Annotated in this window: 18 protein-coding genes and 1 tRNA gene; 6 read left to right on the forward strand and 13 right to left on the reverse strand. The window is 72.5% G+C overall.

Annotated elements, in window-relative coordinates:
- The 3 genes from BMZ30_RS13835 to BMZ30_RS13255 all read right to left on the reverse strand — a co-directional run.
- Positions 1–1,413: hypothetical protein (locus BMZ30_RS13835; protein ID WP_219810233.1), on the reverse strand; the 1,413-nt coding region annotated here is incomplete at its 3' end.
- A gap of 358 nt (positions 1,414–1,771) precedes the next feature.
- A complete protein-coding gene (locus BMZ30_RS13250) occupies positions 1,772–2,503 on the reverse strand; it encodes a CDP-alcohol phosphatidyltransferase family protein (protein ID WP_093379821.1) in 732 nt (243 codons plus the stop codon).
- On the reverse strand, positions 2,503–3,657 hold the full coding sequence (locus tag BMZ30_RS13255; protein ID WP_093379824.1) for a DUF1972 domain-containing protein: 1,155 nt from the start codon (positions 3,655–3,657) through the stop codon (positions 2,503–2,505). Before BMZ30_RS13255 ends, BMZ30_RS13250 begins: the two co-directional genes overlap by 1 nt.
- Positions 3,658–3,883: 226 nt before the next feature.
- Here BMZ30_RS13255 and BMZ30_RS13260 point away from each other — a divergent pair, with 226 nt between their 5' ends.
- Complete coding sequence (locus BMZ30_RS13260; RefSeq protein ID WP_093379826.1) at positions 3,884–4,912, forward strand: hypothetical protein; 1,029 nt, start codon at positions 3,884–3,886, stop codon at positions 4,910–4,912.
- A 6-nt stretch (positions 4,913–4,918) separates the two neighbouring features.
- On the opposite strand, the gene pth is transcribed toward BMZ30_RS13260, so the two are convergent.
- The 5 genes from pth to BMZ30_RS13285 all read right to left on the reverse strand — a co-directional run bounded on the left by pth (position 4,919) and on the right by BMZ30_RS13285 (position 9,165).
- Entirely contained in the window at positions 4,919–5,515 is a 597-nt protein-coding gene (gene pth, locus BMZ30_RS13265; protein WP_093379871.1) for an aminoacyl-tRNA hydrolase, read from the reverse strand.
- A 109-nt stretch (positions 5,516–5,624) separates the two neighbouring features.
- Positions 5,625–6,239, reverse strand: a complete 615-nt coding sequence (locus BMZ30_RS13270; RefSeq protein WP_093379829.1) for a 50S ribosomal protein L25/general stress protein Ctc — start codon at positions 6,237–6,239, stop codon at positions 5,625–5,627.
- Positions 6,240–6,448: 209 nt separating this feature from the next.
- Complete coding sequence (locus BMZ30_RS13275; RefSeq protein WP_093379831.1) at positions 6,449–7,432, reverse strand: ribose-phosphate diphosphokinase; 984 nt, start codon at positions 7,430–7,432, stop codon at positions 6,449–6,451.
- Positions 7,429–9,036 carry a bifunctional UDP-N-acetylglucosamine diphosphorylase/glucosamine-1-phosphate N-acetyltransferase GlmU gene (gene glmU / locus BMZ30_RS13280; protein WP_093379834.1) on the reverse strand — a complete coding sequence of 536 codons (1,608 nt, stop codon included), beginning with the start codon at positions 9,034–9,036 and terminating at the stop codon, positions 7,429–7,431. The genes BMZ30_RS13275 and glmU overlap by 4 nt, the downstream gene beginning before the upstream one ends.
- A gap of 57 nt (positions 9,037–9,093) precedes the next feature.
- A tRNA-Gln gene (locus BMZ30_RS13285) sits at positions 9,094–9,165 on the reverse strand.
- Between the two features lie 161 nt (positions 9,166–9,326).
- Here BMZ30_RS13285 and BMZ30_RS13290 point away from each other — a divergent pair.
- The gene (locus BMZ30_RS13290; protein WP_093379837.1) at positions 9,327–9,926 is read left to right on the forward strand and encodes a TetR/AcrR family transcriptional regulator; all 600 of its coding nucleotides are present in this window, start codon (positions 9,327–9,329) and stop codon (positions 9,924–9,926) included.
- Between the two features lie 42 nt (positions 9,927–9,968).
- Here BMZ30_RS13290 and BMZ30_RS13295 read toward each other — a convergent pair whose 3' ends face one another.
- Complete coding sequence (locus tag BMZ30_RS13295; RefSeq protein ID WP_093379873.1) at positions 9,969–11,870, reverse strand: DUF4914 family protein; 1,902 nt, start codon at positions 11,868–11,870, stop codon at positions 9,969–9,971.
- Positions 11,871–12,087: 217 nt separating this feature from the next.
- Between BMZ30_RS13295 and BMZ30_RS13300 the strand changes: the two genes are divergently transcribed.
- From BMZ30_RS13300 to BMZ30_RS13315, 4 genes are all read left to right on the forward strand, one after another.
- The gene (locus BMZ30_RS13300; protein WP_093379839.1) at positions 12,088–13,017 is read left to right on the forward strand and encodes an ABC transporter ATP-binding protein; all 930 of its coding nucleotides are present in this window, start codon (positions 12,088–12,090) and stop codon (positions 13,015–13,017) included.
- Positions 13,014–14,240 (forward strand): ABC transporter permease, encoded by a 1,227-nt coding sequence (locus tag BMZ30_RS13305; RefSeq protein WP_093379843.1) that lies wholly within the window; start codon positions 13,014–13,016, stop codon positions 14,238–14,240. Before BMZ30_RS13300 ends, BMZ30_RS13305 begins: the two co-directional genes overlap by 4 nt.
- Before the next feature lie 223 nt (positions 14,241–14,463).
- Positions 14,464–14,931 carry a MarR family winged helix-turn-helix transcriptional regulator gene (locus BMZ30_RS13310; RefSeq protein WP_229828820.1) on the forward strand — a complete coding sequence of 156 codons (468 nt, stop codon included), beginning with the start codon at positions 14,464–14,466 and terminating at the stop codon, positions 14,929–14,931.
- Between the two features lie 29 nt (positions 14,932–14,960).
- A complete protein-coding gene (locus BMZ30_RS13315; protein ID WP_093379848.1) occupies positions 14,961–16,793 on the forward strand; it encodes an ABC-F family ATP-binding cassette domain-containing protein in 1,833 nt (610 codons plus the stop codon).
- Between the two features lie 16 nt (positions 16,794–16,809).
- Here the strand turns inward: BMZ30_RS13315 and BMZ30_RS13320 are convergent, their stop codons facing one another.
- The 4 genes from BMZ30_RS13320 to BMZ30_RS13335 form a co-directional block, all read right to left on the reverse strand.
- Positions 16,810–17,742 carry a 4-(cytidine 5'-diphospho)-2-C-methyl-D-erythritol kinase gene (locus BMZ30_RS13320; RefSeq protein ID WP_219810234.1) on the reverse strand — a complete coding sequence of 311 codons (933 nt, stop codon included), beginning with the start codon at positions 17,740–17,742 and terminating at the stop codon, positions 16,810–16,812.
- Complete coding sequence (gene rsmA, locus BMZ30_RS13325; protein ID WP_093379851.1) at positions 17,739–18,656, reverse strand: 16S rRNA (adenine(1518)-N(6)/adenine(1519)-N(6))-dimethyltransferase RsmA; 918 nt, start codon at positions 18,654–18,656, stop codon at positions 17,739–17,741. The genes BMZ30_RS13320 and rsmA overlap by 4 nt, the downstream gene beginning before the upstream one ends.
- Positions 18,657–18,735: 79 nt before the next feature.
- The gene (locus BMZ30_RS13330) at positions 18,736–20,001 is read right to left on the reverse strand and encodes a resuscitation-promoting factor (RefSeq protein WP_093379854.1); all 1,266 of its coding nucleotides are present in this window, start codon (positions 19,999–20,001) and stop codon (positions 18,736–18,738) included.
- Positions 20,002–20,259: 258 nt separating this feature from the next.
- Positions 20,260–21,228 (reverse strand): resuscitation-promoting factor, encoded by a 969-nt coding sequence (locus tag BMZ30_RS13335; RefSeq protein WP_177191384.1) that lies wholly within the window; start codon positions 21,226–21,228, stop codon positions 20,260–20,262.
- Positions 21,229–21,285: the final 57 nt, after the last annotated feature.

The raw sequence follows: 21,285 nt of genomic DNA on the forward strand, positions 1-21,285 counted from the left end.
CCAGGAGTCCTCGATCGTGACGTTGTCACCGATGATCGAGACCTGGTCCACCACGTCATGGATGTTCACACGCTTGAGCGTGAAGTCCGCACCCACGATCCCCTTGATGTACGGCGAGGGATTCGCCGAGTACATCTCCGTGTCCTGGATCACGATGCGCTTGCCACCGGTCGAGGCCTGCACCAGGTGCATGTCCTGGTTGAACACCCGACCCCGGATCACCGAGTTCTTGATCGTCACGTCCGAGGCCTTGATCCGCACGAACCCGCGAATCTCCAGACCGTCGATCACCGTGCCCGGCGTCGTGATCGTCAGGTCACCCTCGTGCACCCGCAGCTTCGTGCCCGCAGGCACACCCGTCGTCGTGGGCCCCGGCTTCGCCGGCACCGGAGCAGGAACAGGCGCCGGGGTGGGCGTCGGCGTCGGCGTCGGCGTCGGAGTCGGAGTCGGCGTCGGGGTCGGAGTCGGAGTCGGCGTCGGGGTCGGCGTCGGGGTCGGCGTCGGGGTCGGGGTCGGCGTCGGCGTGGGGGTCGGCGTCGGGCTCGGGGCGGGCGCAGGCGCCGTCGTCTCGAGGTGCGGGTAGTAGGTGTAGCCGAGGACGTTGAGGGTGACGCGCACGCTGGCGTCCGCGTTGTGCACCGTCACGACCGGGGTCTGGCCTGCAGCGAAGGGCACGGTCACCTTCGCGGTACCGAGCGAGTTGACCGGGGTGGTGAGCACCGGCTTGGACGTGCACGTCGTCGGGGCCGTCGTTCCCGCACACACCGAGACGCGCGTGGACTTCCACGACCAGCGGCCCTGAATCTCCAGGTCGACCGAGGTCGCCGACGCCGGCACGCCCTTCAGCGCGACGGTCTGGGTGGTCTTGGGCGCCATCGCGACCGACGGCAGGACCGTCGTCGGCGTGTCGAGCTTCTTCGCCACGGGGGCCGGGACGTGGCTGTAGCCGAGGACGTTGAGGGTGACGCGCACGCTGGCGTCCGCGTTGTGCACCGTCACGACCGGGGTCTGGCCTGCAGCGAAGGGCACGGTCACCTTCGCGGTACCGAGCGAGTTGACCGGGGTGGTGAGCACCGGCTTGGACGTGCACGTCGTCGGGGCCGTCGTTCCCGCACACACCGAGACGCGCGTGGACTTCCACGACCAGCGGCCCTGAATCTCCAGGTCGACCGAGGTCGCCGACGCCGGCACGCCCTTCAGCGCGACGGTCTGGGTGGTCTTGGGCGCCATCGCGACCGACGACAGGACCGTCGTCGGCGTCGTCAGCGCGACCTTGACCGGCGCGACGACCGACAAGGCCGTGGCCACCGGGCCCGCGGAGGCGGCGGGGATGGCGGAGGAGCCGAGGAGGACGGTCGCTGCGGCCGCGAGGCCGACGACGCGCCGCCACCGGGGCAGGGCAGAGGTACGCACGTGAGTGTTCCTTCGATCGAGGGGGGAAGGGCCGGGGATCCCCTCCCAGCGCCGGTCGAAGGTGGACGCTGCGTCCATCGGCGGCGGGCGGGTGGCCCACCTGAAACGTCGGGTCTCGGGCCGCATATTTGAGACCAATACGGGCAGCGCGAACCGCGCCAGCGTCCGCTTTGCCCCGGGTCCTACCTATGCGCCCGGCCTCCACAACCGTCGCCAAATCGCGCCGCGTCTGGGTGCAAACACCCCGTCATCAGCGGCGATGGATCAGTCACGGCGCGCTTGTGCGTGCGCGCGCACACAGTGTGGCCTTGCCCACATTTGGCGGGGAGCAAGTGCCCTCCGCTGTGCCGCTCGTCGCTCAGCGCCCTCCGAGCGCCCGGAGCTCGCGGTACCACTTCGGCGCGGCCAGGCTCAGGAAGCCGACGGTGGCGAGCGTCAGCAAGGCGTACACGACGAGGAAGACGTCCAGAGCACCCAGCAGGAGGAAGCTCAGGCAGAGCACTCCGTAGTCGGTCGGCAGCACGAGCAGGGCGCGTGCGTGGCGCCAGCGGCCCTCGCCCGCGGCCTGGGAACGCACGCCGTACGCCCGGCGCATCTGTTCGGTCAGGATCATCCCGAAGAACAGCACCGCACCTGCGACAGCGTTGACGAGCACGACCACCAGCCAGGGGTCGGCGATCTCCGCGCGGTACAGGCCGACCAGGAGTGCGAGCGGGAGCGCGGAGATCTTCGTCGCGTCGACGATGTGGTCGAGCCACTCGCCGGCACTCGAGCCCGTGCCCGTCAGCCGCGCCACCTGACCGTCCGCGGAGTCGAACGCATACCCGAGCACCAGGAGCACGGTCACGGCCACCCCCGTCCAGGCTCGCAGAGGCGCCAGCGCCAGCAGACCGATCCCCGCGAAGGTGAAAGCGGCGCTGATGGCCGTCACGGCGTTCGGCGTCATCCCGGCCCGGAAGGCCCACGCCGCGAGCAGCCGTCCCAGTCTGCGGTTCACGAATCGCGAGTACGCGGGCGCGCTGCGAGCCGCTCCCTTCTGGGCGCCTGCCAGGTCGTCGAGCACCTGGCGGTACGTGGGTCGCGTCGTCATCACGTCGTCTCCGTCGTCGTGCCGGGGGCGCGGCGGCGTACCCGCTGGGTGCCGTCGGTGCTTCGGGAGACGAGCGACCGCGCGAGCGCCTCGTAGGCATCCGCGACCTCGTCCCAGTCGTAGTCGCGCGCGCGCTGCAGGAGCGCGGCCCCGCGCTCGCGCACGCCGGCGCTGTCAGCCTCGGCGGCCTCGATCTCCCGCGCCACGCCCGCGGCGTCGGCGAAGTAGCGTCCGTGCTCGCGCAGCACCTCTCGGTTGAAGCCGACGTCGTAGGCGACGGTCGCCGTCCCGGCGCCGATCGCGCGGAGCAGCGACGGATTGGTGCCGCCGACCGAGTGGCCGTGCAGGTACGTCGCGGCGTTCGCGTAGAGCTGGTCGAGCAGCTCCGGTTCCCAGACACCGCCGAGGAACCGCACCGGCCGGCCGCCCGCCGCCGCGTGCACGGCTCGCGTGTAGGCGTCCGCGTACGGAGCGGAGCCGACGACGACCAGGGGCAGCCGCGACCCGCTCGCCGCGTAACCCTCGACGATCATCTGCACGTGGTTCTCGGGCTCGAACCGCGCCACCACGAGGTGGTAGCCCTCGGGCTCGAGGTCGAGCTCTGCCAGCCGGTCCCCGGCGGGCGCCTCCTGCACCGGCGCGCCGTAGGAGATCAGCGTCGTCCGTGCGCCGAGCTCCTCGGCGTAGTAGTCGGCGATGCCCTGGGCGTCGGCGATGAGGGCGTCGGACCACCGCGCGGCGAGGACCTCCGCCCCGCGGTAGTAGCGCCGTCCGCCGCTCCCCCACTTCCCACGCTTCCACTCGAGACCGTCGACGTGCGTGGCGACCGGGATGCGTGCGGCGCGCAGCACGGGCAGCCAGGGCGCGTTCGCGGCGTTGAACACGAACGCGGCGTCGCAGCGGTGCGCCACCAGGTGCAGCACGGACAGCCCGGTGTGGCTCAGGGTCTCCAAGGACCTTCGGCGCAGCGCGGGCAGGGTGACCAGCCGCATCCCGAGGTGCTCGGTCGGCTGTGCACCCTCAGCCACCCTGCGGCGGTAGACGCGGACGTCGTGGCCGCGGTCAGCCAACCGGCGCCCGACCTCCTCGATCGCCGTCTCGAAGCCTCCGTAGGCCGCGGGCACGCCTCGGGTCCCCACCATCGCTATCCGCATGGGCACTCCTCCTCGTGGCAGGGCTACGGCCGTCGCGGACGTCCGAGCGCTGCGAGCCTAGCGGCCCGGCCTGCCTCGGGGGACTCGCGGACGGGGTGGAGCCAAGCCCGTCCGAAGACTCACCCCAGTAATCACCCCAACAATCACCCACCCTCGTTCAGCGCCGCCCCGACTATCACGGGACCATCTCCCACGGGGGCACGACCACTTCTCGGGGGAGAACACCATGACCGCCAGGTACGAGCCGCTGCTCGCCGCTGACCAGCGCGCGCACGCGGACCCGATCGACCGCGTCCCGCGCACCGCGCGCGTGCCCGTCACCACGAGCCCGCTCACCCCCGCCCGCACCGCGGCCGGCTCCGTACCCCGTCAGCCCCTCGCCGCGACCTGGTCGGCGGACACTCGCTGGCCCGAGTCGATCCACTGGCCCACCACCGCGGTACCCGCAGCGCCGACGCGTCCGAGCGTGCTGTCGCCCGCGCGCGCCGCGCACCAGGCGCCCACCTCGGCGCACACTCCCGACCGGACGCAGCCCGGAACACCGGAACCCGCGCGGTCCGGATCGAGCGCCCGGACGCGCGGCTGGATCGGTGAGCGTCGTGCCGCCCTCGCCCCCGGCCGGGCCGCAGCCGGAGCAGTCCTGACCGTGGCGGCCGCTGCACTGCCCGCGCTCGCGCCGGGTGCCACGCTCCGCCCCCTCGCCTCCCACGTCGCGGCGCAGGCGCCGCTGCTCGACGTCGCGGCGCTCGCCGTCGTGGCGCTGCTCGCGCTCGCCCTCCTCGGCGTCACCGTGGCCTCGGTCCGGGAGCGGGGGGCTGCGAACGTCGTGCCGTCGCTGCTGCGCACCGTGGCGGCTCTCGGCCTGGGGGCTGGTCTCGTCGCGGTGATCGCGCCCGCGGGCCTCACCGTGCTCCCCATGCTCGCGGGGGCCACGGCGCTCGTGGCCCTCAGCCGCAGCGCGGCCGGCAAGATCATCGCCGCCGTCGGTGGCCTCGCGGCGCTGGCGGTGGTGCACGCCGAGGCCCTCGTGTTCGGCGACGTCCCGCTCGCCGCCGCGCTCGCGACGGTCGGGATGGTGCTGGCGCTGCGGCTGTTCGTCTCCGCGCTCAGCCAGCCGACGCCCGCGCGTGAGGTCGAGGCCCCGGCCCCGACGTCGGCGCTCTGGTCGCCCACGCACGGCGCCTCAGACCTGACGGCCTTCCTTCCCCGGCGCGAGTACGTGCACCCGGGCGACGTCTGGCACGACGCCCGCTGACCAGGCTCATGCCTTCGTGTGAAACCGCCCCTGCGCGGCCAGCAGGCCCTCGGTCAGGATCATCTCGACGGCGTCGGCTGCGGCGTCGAGCAGGAACGGGAGCTCCTTGCGCTCGGTTCCCGAGAAGTCCTTGAGCACGTAGTCGGCCGTGTCCATCCGCCCCGGCGGGCGCCCCACGCCCGCGCGCACCCGCAGGTAGTCCTTGGTCCCGAGCGCCTTGGTGATGTCACGCAGGCCGTTGTGGCCGCCCTCTCCCCCACCGCTCTTGAGCTTCACGTCCCCGAACGGGATGTCGAGCTCGTCGTGGACGACGACGACACGCTCGGGCGGGACGTCGTAGTACTGCGCGACGGCGCTCACAGGACCGCCCGAGGTGTTCATGTAGGACATGGGCTTGGCGAGGACGACGCGGGGCCCGGGTGCACCGCCCGGCAGGGTGCCGAGACGGCCCTCCGCGACGGCGCAGCGCGTCTTGTGGGTCGCGAACCTCGCGCCCGTGCGCGCGGCCAGCTCGTCGAGCACCATCTGCCCGACGTTGTGCCGGTTGCCCGCGTACTTCGGTCCGGGGTTGCCCAGCCCGACCACGCACCACAGCTCGCTCACGCGCTCCACCTCATCGTCCGCTCGATCCTGACCCGTCGGGCGCCCCAAGCGCGACGCCCGGCACCGTGACGGTACCGGGCGTCGCGCGACGTGCTCAGCGTGGTGCTGCTCAGCCCTCGGCGGCAGCGGCCGACGCGGCGGAGGCGGCCTCGGCGACCTCGGCGTCCGCAGCCTCGTCGGCAGCGTTGCCACGCGGCTCCGAGACGAGGACGATGTCGGCGTCGGGGTCCGTCAGGAGGGTCGAGCCCTCGGGCAGCGTGACCTCCTTGGCGGTGATGACCGTGCCGGCCTCGAGGCCGGTGATGTCGACCTCGACCGACTCGGGGAGGTTGGTGGCCTCGGCCTCGATCGACAGCGTCTGCGCCTCGAGGACGTGCATGGTGCCGGGGGCCGGCTGGCCGACGACGTGCACGTTGACGTCCACGTTGACCTTCTCACCCTTGATGACGAGGAGCAGGTCGACGTGCTCGATGATCTGGCGGACCGGGTCGCGCTGGACGTCGCGGACGATCGCGAGCTGCTCGGAGCCCTCGACGTCGATCGCGAAGAGCGCGTTCGAGTGCTTGAGCGCCAGCATCGTCTGGTGGCCGGGCAGCGAGAGGTGCTGCGGCTCTCCGCCGTGCCCGTAGAGGACCGCGGGGATGTTGCCCTCGCGGCGGGTGCGGCGCGCGGCGCCCTTGCCGAAGTCGGTGCGACGGGTCGCGGTGAGCTTGATGTCTGCCATGTCAGTCTCCAGATCAGTCGGGACCGGGAGCTGGTCCCGGAAGGCGGTACGTCGGCGCGGGAAGACGGGCGCGCGAGCGACCGCCCAGTCGATCACGGATGCGTCTGGCTCTCGCAGGCACGAACACTGCGCGAGCGGGACCCGTCCCCGGGCCCCTCAGACGTCCCTCGCCGAGGCAACCTGCCCATCGTACACGTACCGCCCGCGGGTCAGGCGTTGCCGTCGAAGAGGCTCGTGACGGAGCCGTCGTCGAACACCTCGCGGATCGCACGTGCCAGGAGCGGGGCGATCGACAGCGTCGTCAGCTGCGGGAACTGCTTGTCGGCATCGATCGGCAGGGTGTCGGTGACCACGACCTCGCGGGCCCCGCACTCCGAGAGCCGCTGCGCGGCAGGGTCGGACAGCACACCGTGGGTCGCCGCGACGATGACGTCCTTCGCGCCCGCGTTGAGGACCACCTGGACCGCCGCAGCGATCGTGCCGCCGGTGTCGATGAGGTCGTCGACCAGCACGCAGGAGCGACCCTCGACGTCGCCCACCACGCGGTTCGCGGCGGACTGGTTGGGCCGGGTGATGTCGCGCGTCTTGTGCACGAACGCGAGCGGGGCGCCGCCCAGCTTGGTCGCCCACTGCTCGGCCACGCGGATGCGTCCGGCGTCGGGCGAGACGACCGTGACGTTGCTGAGCTCGACCCGGGTGCGCACGTAGTCGATCAGCAGGGGCATCGCCCACAGGTGGTCGACCGGGCCGTCGAAGAAGCCCTGCGTCTGGGACGTGTGCAGGTCGACGCTCATCAGCCGGTCGGCACCGGCGGTCTTGAACAGGTCCGCCATGAGCCGCGCGGAGATCGGCTCGCGACCCTTGTGCTTCTTGTCCTGGCGCGCGTAGCCGTAGAACGGCAGCACCACGGTGATCGTCTTGGCCGAGGCGCGCTTGAGCGCGTCGACCATGATCAGGTGCTCCATGATCCACTGGTTGATGGGCGCCGTGTGGCTCTGCAGGACGAAGACGTCGGCCCCGCGCACGCTCTCGGCGTACCGCACGTAGATCTCGCCGTTGGCGAAGTCGTACGCCGTGGTGTGCACCATCTCGATGCCGAGGTTCGACGCGACGTCGCGGGCCAGCTCGGGGTGCGCGCGTCCGGAGACGAGCACGAGCCTCTTCTCGAGGTCGTGGGTGATGATCCCGGTCATCGTGCGCTGTCTCCTTCGTGGGGCCCGCTGGGGGTCGCGGGCGTGGCGGGGGTGGGACGGTCGACGTGGTGGGCGGCCGCAGCCTGGTCGCGCTCGGCGCGCGCCTGCGGGCTGAGGTGGGCGACGCTGGCCTCGCGGGCGAGGGCGGCCGCCTGTGCGGAGGAGCTGCCCGCGCGCCGCCGCTCGACCCAGCCCTCGACGGTGTGCTGCGCGCCGCCGCTGACGGCGAGGGCGCCGGCCGGGACGTCCTCGCGCACCACGGCGCCCGCGCCCGTGTAGGCGCCGTCGCCCACGGTGACGGGTGCGACGAACCGCGTGCCGGAACCGGACTTCACGTAGGCGCCGATCACGGTGCGGTGCTTGGCGACGCCGTCGTAGTTCGCGAAGATCGCGCCGGCGCCGATGTTCGTGTGCTCGCCGATCGTCGCGTCACCGACGTACGTCAGGTGCGGCACCTTCGCGCCCTCACCGATCTGGGAGTTCTTGACCTCGACGAATGCGCCGATCTTGCCCTCGGCCCCGAGGTCGGCTCCGGGCCGCAGGAACGCGAACGGCCCGACCTCGGCTCCCTCGCCGACGACGGCACCTGAGCCGTGCGTCCGGGTGACGGTCGCGCCCTCGCCGACGACGACGTCGCGCAGCGTGGTGTCCGGCCCGACCGTCGCACCGGCGCCGACGCGGGTCGCGCCGTGCAGCTGCGTGCCCGGGAGCACCGTGACGTCCTGACCGAGCTCGACGTCAACGTCGATCCACGTGCTCGCCGGGTCGACGATCGTGACGCCCGCGCGCATGTGCGCCTCAACGAGGCGGCGGTTGAGCTGGGCGCCGAGCGTCGCGAGCTGCACGCGGTCGTTCACGCCCTCGACGAGCGCGGGGTCCGGCGCGACGACCGCGCGGACCTTGCCGCCGTCCGTCCGGGCGATCGCGAGCACGTCCGTCAGGTAGACCTCGCCCTGGGCGTTGTCCGTGCCCAGGCGGCCGAGCGCGCCACGCAGGACACCGGCGTCGAACACGAAGATCGAGGAGTTGATCTCGCGGACCTCGCGCTGGGCGTCGGTGGCGTCCTTGTGCTCGACGATCGCGACGACCTCGCCCGCGTCGTCCCGCAGGATCCGGCCGTAGCCGGTCGCGTCGGGCACGATCGCCGTGAGCACCGTGACCGCGTTCCGGCCCGCGACGTGGGCCTCGACCAGCGCCCTGAGCGTCGCGCCGTCGATCAGCGGGATGTCCCCGGCGAGCACCAGCACGGGCCCGTCGACGCCGTGGGGCAGCTCGCCCGGCTCGTCGCGGACGGCCGCGGCCTGCGCCACGGCGTCGAGCGAGCTGAGCGCGCACTGCACGGCGCGGCCGGTGCCGGGCACGTCGTCCTGGTCGACGACGAGCGCGGACGGCACCCGGGCGACGGCCTCGGCGGCCACCCGGTCGCGCTCGTGCCGGACGACCACGGCGATCCGGTCCGGGTCGGTCGCCTGGGCGGCGGCAAGGGCGTGGCCGAGGATGGTGCGCCCGGCGAGGGCGTGCAGCACCTTGGGGGTCGCGGATCGCATCCGGGTCCCCGCGCCTGCGGCGAGGACGACGACGGCGGCGGGCTGGGCGGTGGTCACATGGACTCCGGTCGCGTGGGAGGCAGCGGGCAGTGCGAGGCAAACTCTACCGCCGGGCTCCGCCCACAGGATTCGAACCTGTACTGCACGGCTCCAAAGGCCGGCGTGCTGCCGTTACACCAGGGCGGACGGGCGGCACCGGGACCGGTCTGACGAGGCAGGGCTCTGGGCCAGTCTGCGCGCCGCGGGGACTAGTCTGCCAGGTCCGGTGGACGCACCGGCAACGTACCGGCCGGTCAGGGCATGATGGGCGTGTGTCTGGGGAGAGCAAGAGAGCCACGCGTGCGCGGATGAGCGCCAAGGACCGTCGGGAGCAGCTGCTCGCGGTGAGCCGACAGCTGTTCGCGGAGAAGGGCTTCGACGGCACGAGCATCGAGGAGATCGCCGTGCGCGCGCAGGTCTCCAAGCCGGTCGTGTACGAGCACTTCGGGGGCAAGGAGGGCGTCTACGCCGTCGTCGTCGACCGTGAGGTGCAGGCGCTCACCACCGCGCTGACCGACGCGCTCACGGCCGGCGGGCACCCGCGGGCCCTCCTGGAGCGCACCGCGCTCGCCCTGCTCACCTACATCGAGAGCAACGAGGACGGCTTCCGGGTGCTGGTGCGCGACTCCCCCGTCGCCCAGGCCACCGGCACGTTCTCGAGCCTGATCGGCGACGTCGCGATGCAGGTCGAGCACCTGCTGGGCGACCAGTTCCGCAAGCAGGGCCTCAACCCGAAGTTCTCCCCCATCTACGCCCAGATGCTCGTCGGCATGGTGGCGCTCACGGGCCAGCACTGGCTGGACTCCCGGCGGTTCAAGAAGGACGAGGTCGCCGCGCACCTGGTCAACCTGGCCTGGAACGGGCTGTCCGGCATGGAGCGGGCGCCCGCCCTCGCCCCGAAGGACTGAGGCGGGCGCCTGCGCCACGCGGTGCCGCCGGGCCGGTGGGCCTCAGACCCGCAGCGGCGTGAGCGCCAGGTACTTGTCGAGGTCGCCGTCCCGCAGGCACACCTCGATGATCGCCCGGCCCAGCGGGTCCAGCTCCTCGGTCAGGAACTGGGCCAGCTCGCTCTTGAAGAAGTCCGTGAGGATCTTCGCGCCGGCGTCGTACGCCTCGAACCCGACCTGGGACTGGAACTCCGGCCGCAGGAACGTCGGGCGCACGAGCTGCCCGTCGATCTTGACCTCGGTGAGCGCGTAACCGAACAGTGGGCAGCGCGCGGGCGTGAGCTTGTCCATGCGGATCTTGCCGCCGCCACGCCGGGCCAGGTACTCGCGGGTGAGCCACTCGGCGGCGAAGCCGACCTTGTAGGCGCCGATGTGCTGGTTGGGCGTGAGGACGTACCGGGTCGCGGACGCGTCGACGAGCTGGGCCAGGAGCAGGTTGGCGGCCGCCACCTTGGTGCCGGTGGAGAACGGCCAGTAGGACCCGACCCCCTCGGAGACCATGCCGCCCGTGGCGAGCTTCTCGGTCTGGGCCTGCGACTCGCCGATCGAGGGGTTCTTGTCCCCGCGCGGGGCGATCAGGCGCCACAGCCAGGCGAGCGCGGGCGGCACGACGTGCATCATCCCCATGATCCCGTAGGTGGGGTGCTCGCGGGTGGACGCGGGCATCCGCACCCCGAACGTCCGTACGTCGACCGCCGTGGGCTCGGACACGACGTCGTCGATCATGCGCCGCGGGATCACCACGCGCGGGTTGGGGCACGGCTTGCCGCTCGAGTCGAGCGTGTGCTCCCAGGGCAGGCAGGTCGCCCCCGGCACGCCCTGGATGTTGAAGAACACCAGGGGAACGTCCGGGTGGATGCACGCGCGCTCGAAGTGCATGTCCTCGCCGTAGGCGGTGAGGTTGTCGACGCGCACGAACCAGCCGTCCTCGGCGTCGGCGACGACGAGCTTGCCCGGGACGGTCTGGATGGCCGAGTGGCACAGCGTCATGTCGTCGGTGACGGGGGCGAGCGCGCTCGACTCCCCGAGGTTGATCACGTACGGCTCGCCCGAGACGACGTTGGTGCCGAGCAGGATGCGGCCGTCGTCCTGGCGGCGGATGTCCTGGCACATCTCCGACTTGCCGCCGCCGGAGGCGCCCTCGTGCATGATCACGGTCTCGTTCTCGTACGGCGTGGTCACGCGCACCGACGAGGCGTGGGCGGTGATCCACCCCTCCTGCTCGCCGATGTCGAGCAGCGCCGAGAACACGCCCTTCTTGGCGCTGGGGCCCGGGTAGAGGTTGTACGCGAAGATCTCGTGCAGCGTCTCGGTGCGGTCGTGCACGACGACCTGGCGACCGGCGAACCGGGTGTGCCGGAACGGCGGGGCGACATACAGGATCGAGCGCGGCGCGTATGGCTCGAGCTCGTCGAGCGTGACCCAGCCCTGCAGGTCGACGAGGGCGAGGGCGAAGAACGCGGTGTTCGCCGGGCAGATGGCGAGCGACGGGTAGCCGTACTGCGGCCCGCCCGCGCGGAACGCGACGACGACGAGCTCCTGGCCGGCGAGCCAGTCGAGCGTCTCGGTCTTCACCTCGTCGAACGGGTAGCCGTAGACGTCGGCGAAGCGCGGCTTGTCGGTGGGGCGGTCGTCCGCGATGCGCATGCAGTCCGGGTCGCGCCGGCGCATGTAGTCCTCGGGGTAGTTCACGGCGATGCCGTTCTTGCAGCGGACGACGTCCGCCTCCTTCACGACGCCGTTGCCCGGGACCTGGTAGACGACGTCGAACGTGTCCCCGCCCTCCGGACCCAGCGCCAGGCCGTAGAGCTCGGCGCGCGTCGCCGGGACGGTCACCTTGGGCGCCGCCGCGAGGGCCGCGGCCACGGCCGGCGGGAGCGTCAGGGCCGCGAGCGCCGGCGGCAGCCCCGGGACAGCGGGCGCGGGCGGCGCGGCGTCGGGCGCGGCGGTGACCTGCGCTTCCGCGAGCGGCGCAGAGGTGGGGGCAGCAGCGTGCACGGTGAACTCCTTCGATAGCGCATGACGCGGGCTTTACCGCGACATTACGCAGGGTGAGGTGTGCGTCACATAGGACCTAGGGCCACACCTGTCTCGGCTCGCGGCTCGCCGATACGCTGGCGCCATGGCTCTGGAGATCGACGGTCTGACCAAGTCCTACGGCACGCTCCGCGCTCTCGACGGCGTCTCGTTCACGGTCCGCCCCGGCGAGATCTTCGGTTTCGTGGGGTCGAACGGCGCCGGCAAGACGACGACGATGCGGATCACCCTCGGCGTGCTCGACGCCGACGCGGGCCAGGTCCGCTGGCGCGGCGCCCCGCTGGACCTCTCCGCGCGGCGCCACGTCGGCTACATGCCGGAGGAGCGCGGGCTGTACCCGTCCATGAAGGTCGGCGAGCAGCTCGTCTACCTCGCGCGGCTGCACGGCATGAGTGCGAGCGCCGCGACGCAGGCCATGGAGCGCTGGACCGCACGGCTCGGCATCGCGGAGCGGCGCGCGGACGAGGTCCAGAAGCTCTCGCTCGGGAACCAGCAGCGCGTGCAGCTGTGCGCAGCGCTGGTGCACGAGCCGCAGATCCTCGTGCTCGACGAGCCGTTCTCGGGCCTCGACCCCGTGGCGGTCGACGTCATGAGCACGGTGCTGCGCGAGCGCGCGGACGCCGGGGTCCCCGTGATCTTCTCGTCCCACCAGCTCGAGCTCGTCGAGCGTCTGTGCGACCGCGTCGGGATCATCCGCGCGGGCCAGATGGTCGCCGTGGGGACCGTCGACGAGCTGAGGACCGGCGGCGCGCCCCGGTGGCGCGTGGACGCCCCCGCGGCGCCGCCCGGTTGGGTGGAGACGGCCGTGCCGGGGGCGCGCATCGTGCGTCGGCTGCAGACGCCGGACTCGCTCGTGGTCGACGTCGAGCTTCCCGAGGGCCGCGACGGACAGGAGATCCTGCAGGCGGCGATCGCCACGGGCCCCGTCCGCGAGTTCGGCCCCGTCCGCACCCCGCTCACTGAGCTGTTCCGGCACGTCGTCAGCACCACGACATCCGAGGCGAGGTCCGCATGAGCAACCCCCAGGCACCCTCGTACGAGCCGCTCGGCGTCGGCCGCGCGATCACGATGATCGCCTGGCGGGAGATCGTCACGCGCGCCCGGTCGAAGGCCTTCATCATCACGACGCTCATGCTGCTGCTCGGCATCCTCGGCGGCGGCTACACCGTGTCCGTGCTGACCGACCGCGAGCCCGAGCCCATCGCCGTCGTCGTCGACGCCCAGGCCACCGCGACGGCCGTCGAGAACGCCGCCGAGCAGACCGGCACCCTCGTCGAGGTGACGACGTCCTCGGGCGACATCGAGGCCGACCTCGTCGACACCGACGTCGCGGCGCACGTCGCGATCGAGGGCCAGGCCGTGGACGTGACCGTGTGGCAGGAGCTCGACGGCGGGCTCGCTGCGATGGTGGCCGTGCTGGCCCAGCAGGTCGCGCTCGACACAGCCATCAGCGACCTCGGCGGCGACCCGGCGGAGGTCGACGCCGCTGTGCTCGGCGCGGCCCCCGCCATCACCCCCCTCGACCCCGAGGGCGCGCAGGAGATCGACCCGAGCCAGAGCATCCTCGGGCTGATCACGGGCATCCTGATCTTCATCGGCCTGATGATGACGGGGCAGATGGTCGCCCAGGGAGTCGTGGAGGAGAAGAGCAGCCGCGTCGTGGAGCTGCTCCTCGCGACCGTCCGCCCGTGGCACCTGATCACCGGCAAGGTCCTCGGGATCGGCGCGCTCGGGCTGCTCCAGGTGGCGCTCGTCGGCGGAGCGGGGGCGGCCTCGGCGGCGATGTTCGGTCTGCTGGAGAACTCCCCCGTGCGCATGGGCTCCGCCGTCGGCTGGCTCGTCGTGTGGTTCGTGCTCGGCTACGCCATGTACGCGTTCATCCTCGGTGCGCTCGCCTCCCTGGTCTCGCGCCAGGAGGACGTCGGGTCGGTGATCTCACCGGTGATGGTCGTGCTCGTGATCCCGTACATGGTCGGGGTCTCGATCGCGCCGTACGACCCGGACAGCTCGCTCGTCGTCGGGCTCTCGTACGTGCCGTTGTTCTCGCCGATCCTCATGCCGATCCGCTCGGCGATGGGCAGCGTCGAGATGTGGGAGCTGCTCGTGGCCGTGGGGGCGAGCGTCGTCCTGATCGTGCTGCTCGCCGCGCTCGCGGGCGCGATCTACTCCCGGGCGATCGTGCGCACCGGGTCCCGGATCCCGCTGCGGGAGGCGTTCAGCCAGCTGCGCTCGTCGTGACCTGGCGATCCGCGGTCCCGACGTCGATGCTTGCGCCCGCGCCGCAGATTTCGACGTACGGATTGGGTGCGGGACGGGCACGCCTGTCGTCAAGAGTCTTGACGTCGAGTAATCTCACGACGTGACCGAGCCCACGCACGAGCCTGCGCCAGAGCCGGCGGCCGCGTCAGCCCCGAGCACAGCGCCACCGCCGCGCGCAGCGCACGGCGACGAGGTCGACCGGATCGTCGCCGCGTGGCAGCGCGAGCGCCCGGATCTCGACGTCGAGCCGCTCGCGATCCTGTCGCGCGTGTCGCGGCTGGCCCGCCACCTCGACCTGGCGCGGCGCAGCGCGTTCGCCCGGCACCACCTGGAGCCGTGGGAGTTCGACGTGCTCTCGGCCCTGCGCCGTGCGGGCGCGCCCTACGAGCTGTCGCCCGGCGCCCTGCTCACGCAGACTCTCGTCACGTCGGGCACCATGACCAACCGGATTGATCGGCTCGAGTCCCGCGGGCTCGTCGAGCGGCACCGCTCCCTGGACGACCGGCGCGGCGTCATCGTGCGGCTCACGGCTGCGGGCGTCGAGGGCGTGGACTCCGCGATGGCGGACCTGCTCGACGTCGAGGCCGCCCTCCTGTCCGACGTCGGCCCGGACGACCGCACCCGCCTGGCCGAGCTGCTGCGCCTCGTCGTCGGGCAGTTCGAGCACTAGGGCCACACCCGCGCCCGTACCCTGGAGCCGTGGCACATCTCCTCGGCGCAGAGTCCCTGCACGTCGCATACCCCAACCGCACGATCTTCGACTCGGTCAGCCTCGGCCTCGACGAGGGCGACCGGATCGGCATCGTCGGACGCAACGGCGACGGCAAGTCGACCCTCATGCGCCTGCTCTCGGGCCGCATCGAGCCGCACGGCGGGCGCGTCACCGTGCGCCGCGGCGTCCAGGTCGCGATGCTCGACCAGGCGGACACGCTCGACCCGGACCAGACCGTGGGCCACGCGATCGTCGGCGACATCCCCGAGCACGAGTGGGCCGGCGACGCGAAGGTGCGTGACGTGATCTCCGGGCTCGTCTCCGACATCCCGTGGGACGCGCGGATCGGCGACCTCTCGGGAGGGCAGCGCCGCCGCACGGCGCTCGCCGCGGTGCTCATGGGCGACCACGACGCGATCTTCCTCGACGAGCCCACCAACCACCTCGACCTCGAGGGTGTCACCTGGCTGGCCCGCCACCTCAAGCAGCGCTGGACCCCGGGCTCGGGCGGCCTGCTGGTCGTCACCCACGACCGCTGGTTCCTCGACGAGGTCTGCACCACGACGTGGGAGGTGCACGACGGCGTCGTCGACCCCTTCGAGGGCGGGTACGCCGCGTACGTGCTGCAGCGCGTCGAGCGCGACCGCATGGCGGCAGCCAGCGAGTCCCGCCGCCAGAACCTCATGCGCAAGGAGCTCGCGTGGCTGCGTCGCGGCGCGCCCGCGCGGACGTCCAAGCCCAAGTTCCGCATCGAGGCCGCGAACCAGCTGATCGCCGACGAGCCGCCCGTGCGCGACACCGTCTCCCTGGCGCAGATGGCCACCTCGCGCCTGGGCAAGGACGTCGTCGACCTGCTCGACGTCGGCGTCAGCTACGGCGACAAGGAGGTGCTGCGCGGCATCGAGTGGCGCATCGCGCCGGGCGAGCGCACCGGCATCCTCGGCGTGAACGGCGCGGGGAAGTCCACGCTGCTCAAGCTCGTCACCGGGGAGCTCGAGCCCACCGTGGGGCGGGTGAAGCGCGGCAAGACCGTCCGCGTCGTGACGCTCACCCAGGACCTCGCCGAGCTCAAGGAGATCGAGCACCAGCGGGTCAACGACGTGATCGCGTCCAAGCGCACCACGTACGTCGCGGGCGGCAAGGAGATGACGCCGGGCCAGCTGCTCGAGCGCCTCGGGTTCACCAACGCCCACCTCGCGACCCCCGTGAAGGACCTCTCAGGTGGGCAGCGGCGGCGGCTCCAGCTGCTGATGATCCTGCTCGACGAGCCCAACGTGCTGGTGCTCGACGAGCCGACCAACGACATGGACACCGACATGCTGGCCGCGATCGAGGATCTCCTCGACTCCTGGCCCGGCACGCTGCTCGTCGTCTCGCACGACCGGTACCTGCTCGAGCGCGTCACCGACCAGCAGTACGCGGTGCTCGACGGCGGCTTCCGCCACCTGCCCGGCGGCGTGGACGAGTACCTGACGCTGCGCGCCGCGCAGGTCAAGGCTGGAACCGGGCGACCGACGGCGAGCGGGAGCCCCATGGACGCCGGGTCCGAGGCGTCGGCGGGTGCGGGCGGATCGGCGGGCGCCGACGCCGCGAGCACGCTGAGCAGCGCAGAGCAGCGCGCGGTGACCAAGGAGATCGGCGCGATCGAGCGGCGGCTGTCCAAGCTCGACGCGCAGATCAAGAAGCTGCACGCCGCGCTCGCCGCGCACGACCAGGCCGACTTCACCGGTCTCGCTGCGCTGACGGCCGACCTGCGTGCGCTCGAGGACGAGGTCGGCGAGCAGGAGTCCCGCTGGCTGGAGCTCAGCGAGCAGGTCTAGCCGGGGCGCCGTGGCCTCAGGCGCCGATGCCGCCGACCACCCGGGCGCCCGGGACGCCGCCGACCGCGGTCGCGACGTCGTCCACCACGCCCGCCGCCGTCATGGCTGCGGCGATCGCGAGGGCGTGCTGGGCGGACCGGCCGAGCGCGGCGACCGTCGGCCCCGACCCGGACACGACGACCCCGAGCGCGCCCGCGAGGCGCGCGACCCGCACGGCCTCGGCGAGCGCCGGGTTGAGCGCGATCGCGTGCTCCTCGAGGTCGTTGCGCAGCGTCGCACCGAGCGCCGCGGGGTCACCGGCACGCAGGGCCTGCATGAGGTCGGTGGGCGGCTCGTCGTCCCAGTCGCCCGCGCCTCCCCCGGCGTCGTCGAACGCACCGTAGACGGCGGCGGTCGACAAGCCCTCGTCGCGCAGCCCGAGCGCCCAGTGGTACTCGCCCAGCGTCATGGCGGCGGTGACCTCGTGGCCGCGGCCGGTCCCGACGGCGGTGTGCCCGACGAGCGCGAACGGCACGTCCGATCCGAGCTCCGCGGCGAGCTCGGCCAGCTCCTCCCGCGGGAGGTTGGTGCGCCACAGGGCGTCGCACGCGACGAGGGCCGCGGCGGCGTCGGCGGACCCGCCCGCCATGCCGCCCGCCGTCGGGACGCCCTTGACGATGTGCAGCGCGACCGCCGGCTCCACTCCCGCGTGCGCGGCGAGGAGCTCGGCCGCGCGCCAGGCGAGGTTCGTCGCGTCGGTCGGCACCCGCTCGGCCTGCAGCCCGGCGACGGTGAGCGACAGCTCGTCCGCGGGGCTCGCGAGCACGTCCTCGTACAACGACACGGCCTGGAACACCGAGATCACCCGGTGGTAGCCGTCGTCGCCCAGCCGGTCCACGCACAGCGCGAGGTTGACCTTGCCGGGCGCGCGCACGCGCACGGGCACCGGGCTGGCGGCCTGCCCCGTCACGCGGGGGCCTCCGTCGCCGGAGTCTGCGCGACGACGGCCTCCGCCGCACGCGCCTCGCGGGCAGACCGGAGCACACCGGCGACGCGCGCGAAGTCCTCGATCGACAGTCGCTCCCCGCGGGTCATGGGATCGATGCCGGCCTCGCGCAGGGCGGCCTCGGCGAGGACGGGCGAGCCCGCGACGGGGGCGAGGGTGGAGCGCAGGGTCTTGCGACGCTGGGAGAACGCGGAGTCGATCACGGCGAAGACCTCCTCGCGGGTCGCGGTCGTCTCGGGCGCGGGACGACGGCGCATAGACACGAGCGCGGAGTCGACGTTCGGTACCGGCCAGAACACCGAGCGCCCGATGGTCGCGGCGCGGTGGGTCTGGCAGTACCAGGCGGCCTTCGCGGACGGCACGCCGTAGGTGCGCGTCCCGGGCGGGGCGGCGAGCCGGTCGGCGACCTCGGCCTGGACCATGACGAGCACGCGCTCGAGCGACGGGAACCGCTCGAGGAACGTCAGGAGGACCGGTACCGAGACGTTGTAGGGCAGGTTGGCGACGAGCGCGACGGGCGGCGGACCGGGAAGCTCGGTGACGTCGAGCGCGTCGGACGTGACGAGCGTGAGGCGCTGGGCGGCGTCGGGCTGGTGGCGGGCGACCGTCGTGGGCAGCTCGCCCGCCAGCACGGGGTCGATCTCGACGGCGACGACGCTCGCGCCGGCCTCGAGCAGCCCGAGAGTCAGGGACCCGAGCCCGGGGCCGACCTCGACGACGTGCTCCCCCGGCTGCACCCCGGCGGCGCGGACGATCTTGCGCACCGTCCCGGCGTCGTGCACGAAGTTCTGGCCCAGGGTCTTGGTGGGCCGGACGCCAAGACGCCCTGCCAGCTCCCGGATCTGAACGGGGCCGAGCAGGGCGTCGTGGTGCGTCATGGGGGCGAGCCTACGCGTTCGTCCGCCGCCTCGCCGAGGCTGCGGTCCGCACGCGCTGGTGGCCAGCTGGCGCTTGGTGTCAGCGCAGCCCCAGCTTGGACGAGCAGTGCGGCCACTGGCCCCAGCCGGAACGCGCCTGGAGGATCTTCGCGCGCTTGAGCTGCTCGGCGGCGGACGCCTGGGACGGGAGGCCGGAGCCGCCCACGCTCTTCCACGTCGCGACGGAGAACTGGTAGAGGCCGTGGTACAGCCCGTTGGAGCTGACCACGCTCGGCCGGCCGCCGGACTCGCACTGGGCGAGCTTGGCCCACACGCCCGACGACGGGGCCTTGCCCTGGTCCTTCGGGGCGTCGTCGGAGCCGGAGCTCTTCTTGCTCTTGGTGCTCTTCTTCGGGGTGGTCTTCACCGGCTCGGGCGCGGGGCGCTCCTTGGTGCCGCGCACCTTGACCTCGTCGACCGGCTCGCGGGTGACCTCGTCGGAGATGACCTCGGAGGACTCCTTCTCGCCGTCGACCAGCACGACCTCGCGGACGATGGTCCGCACGCCCTTCTTGCCCTCACGCTTCACGACGACGGGGAGGTCGTCGTAGCGCGTGTCGTCCTTCTTGGTGACGCTCTCGAAGTCCAGCTTCTTCTTGGACGTCTTCTCGACGACCTCGACGCGGTCGATATCGACCGTGACCACGCCCTCGCCGCCGGCCTCCGTCAGCTCGCTGCCGTCGCCCGCGAGGTGCTTGACCGACACGCGGTCGAGCTCGCCGAGCTCCACCCCCGCGGCCGCGACGACCTCGTGGACGTCGCTGAAGCCTGCGGGGACGGTGCGCACGGCGCCGTCGACGAACACGTTGACCGGCTCGCCCTGCGGGAGGCGGACGCCGATCTCGGGACGCTCGCTCGAGCGCGAGGCCACGAGGTGGACGTCGTCGCCACGGGCGGCCATGGTGTCGAGGACCTCGGAGGCGTCGACCGCGGTGGTCCAGACCTCCATGGTCTCCTCGCCGTCGGACACGACGACCTCGCGGGCGTAGCGGACGATCACGTCGGCGCCGTCGAAGACGGGCGCGGCCTCGGACGGGGCGACGATGTCGCGCTCGTCGAGGACGATGTTGTTCTCGGCCAGGACGCTCTCGACGGAGCCGCTCCAGGTGGAGACCTCGCGGACCTTGCCGTCGACGTCGAGCCGGACGGTCTTGTGGGCGTCGGCGGCGACGGCCGCTCCTGCGCCGAGGACACCGAGGGCGAGGCCGCCAGCGATGATCGGCGTCGCGCGACGGCGTCGGCCGTGTCCAGCGGGGCGGTCGGTCGTGGTGGCCGCCGGGGCGGTCCGCGTGAAGGGGTTGTGCATGAAGTCCCAGTCGTCGTGCGTCCCGGCACAGGAGAGGGTCGAGCGGACGGACGACCACCTGGTGCGCGACGTGCGCGAGAGGCGGACTTCCTGACGCCCGTGGGCGCCGCTCGGACCGGGTCCTGATCCGGCTTGCTGATCGTGTCTGACTGGGCGCCCCTGCGCTCGGGCTCTGCCCGTCCAGCCGTACGACTCAGCCACCGTAACCGATTCGTTATCGGATGCCAACAGCCGAGCGGGGCAAAGGCCGCAAAGTGATCAGTACCACCCGCGCGCCACGGAGTGGCTCCACGCGTTGCACGGCGTGCCGTAACGGCCGTCGATGTAGCCCAGCCCCCAGCGGATCTGCGTACGGGCGTTGGTGCGCCAGTCGGCTCCGGCCGAGGCCATCTTGGAGCCCGGGAGGGCCTGCGGGATGCCGTAGGCGGACGACGACGGGTTGTCCGCCGTGACGCGCCAGTTGCTCTCCTTGGTCCACAGCTTCTCCAGGCACGTGTACTGGTCGGAGGACCAGCCGCGCTCGGCGACCATGGAACGGGCGACGGCCTTGGCCTGGCTCGGCGAGAGGGCCCCGGAGCCGGAGACCTTGAGCGTCCCGACGCGGACGACCTCGTCGCGGGGCTCGGACTCGACGACCTCGGTGACGGGCGTGCGCTCGACCTCGACCCCGTCGACCGACCGGACGAGGTAGGTGATGGTCGCCACGCCCTCGCGGCCCTCGGTCTCGACGACCGTCGTGCCCTTGAGGAGCGTGTCGTCCTTCGTCTTCGTGGTCTCGAAGGGCGTGGTCTCGGTGACGGTCTCGGTGGTCGTCTCGATGCCGGAGACGGTGATCTCGAGGTCGCTCGTGACGATCGTCGTCAGCGCCGGGGAGACGACGTCGTCCTCGGTCAGGACCACGTCCAGCTCGGCGAGGACGTCGGAGACGGTCTGTCCGGTCGTCTCGACCTCGCGGCGCTCGCCGTGCAGGGAGACATCGACGGCGCGCGGGGCGGCGTCCGGGGCGGCGGCACGCTCGGTGCCGCGGCTCACGGCTCGGGAGTCCCGCGCGGTCAGCAGGTCGTCGCTGAGCTCGACAGCCTCGGCGACCGCGAGGGTCGACTCCGGGCCTGGGGCGTGCTGGATGATGCCGACGGTCCCGGCGACGAGCAGCGCGAGGACGCCCGCCTGCGCCGCGGGCACCCGAAGGTCCCGGCGGCGACGGTGCGCTGCGCGTCGTCCGGCCATACGAGGCTCATCGGCACCCGGCGCCACCTTCATGAGGGACCTGCCCCAGTGATCGCT

The sequence above is a fragment of the Flavimobilis marinus genome (genome assembly GCF_900113055.1).
Classification (GTDB): Bacteria; Actinomycetota; Actinomycetes; order Actinomycetales; family Cellulomonadaceae; genus Flavimobilis; species Flavimobilis marinus.

What these genes read in the sequence shown, in the direction of transcription:
- BMZ30_RS13250 (WP_093379821.1), bottom strand. Translation starts at nt 2,503, where the DNA reads ATGACGACGCGACCCACGTACCGCCAGGTGCTCGACGACCTGGCAGGC.
- BMZ30_RS13255 (WP_093379824.1), bottom strand. Translation starts at nt 3,657, where the DNA reads ATGCGGATAGCGATGGTGGGGACCCGAGGCGTGCCCGCGGCCTACGGA.
- BMZ30_RS13260 (WP_093379826.1), top strand. Translation starts at nt 3,884, where the DNA reads ATGACCGCCAGGTACGAGCCGCTGCTCGCCGCTGACCAGCGCGCGCAC.
- BMZ30_RS13270 (WP_093379829.1), bottom strand. Translation starts at nt 6,239, where the DNA reads ATGGCAGACATCAAGCTCACCGCGACCCGTCGCACCGACTTCGGCAAG.
- BMZ30_RS13275 (WP_093379831.1), bottom strand. Translation starts at nt 7,432, where the DNA reads ATGACCGGGATCATCACCCACGACCTCGAGAAGAGGCTCGTGCTCGTC.
- BMZ30_RS13290 (WP_093379837.1), top strand. Translation starts at nt 9,327, where the DNA reads ATGAGCGCCAAGGACCGTCGGGAGCAGCTGCTCGCGGTGAGCCGACAG.
- BMZ30_RS13300 (WP_093379839.1), top strand. Translation starts at nt 12,088, where the DNA reads ATGGCTCTGGAGATCGACGGTCTGACCAAGTCCTACGGCACGCTCCGC.
- BMZ30_RS13305 (WP_093379843.1), top strand. Translation starts at nt 13,014, where the DNA reads ATGAGCAACCCCCAGGCACCCTCGTACGAGCCGCTCGGCGTCGGCCGC.
- rsmA (WP_093379851.1), bottom strand. Translation starts at nt 18,656, where the DNA reads ATGACGCACCACGACGCCCTGCTCGGCCCCGTTCAGATCCGGGAGCTG.
- BMZ30_RS13330 (WP_093379854.1), bottom strand. Translation starts at nt 20,001, where the DNA reads ATGCACAACCCCTTCACGCGGACCGCCCCGGCGGCCACCACGACCGAC.
- BMZ30_RS13335 (WP_177191384.1), bottom strand. Translation starts at nt 21,228, where the DNA reads ATGGCCGGACGACGCGCAGCGCACCGTCGCCGCCGGGACCTTCGGGTG.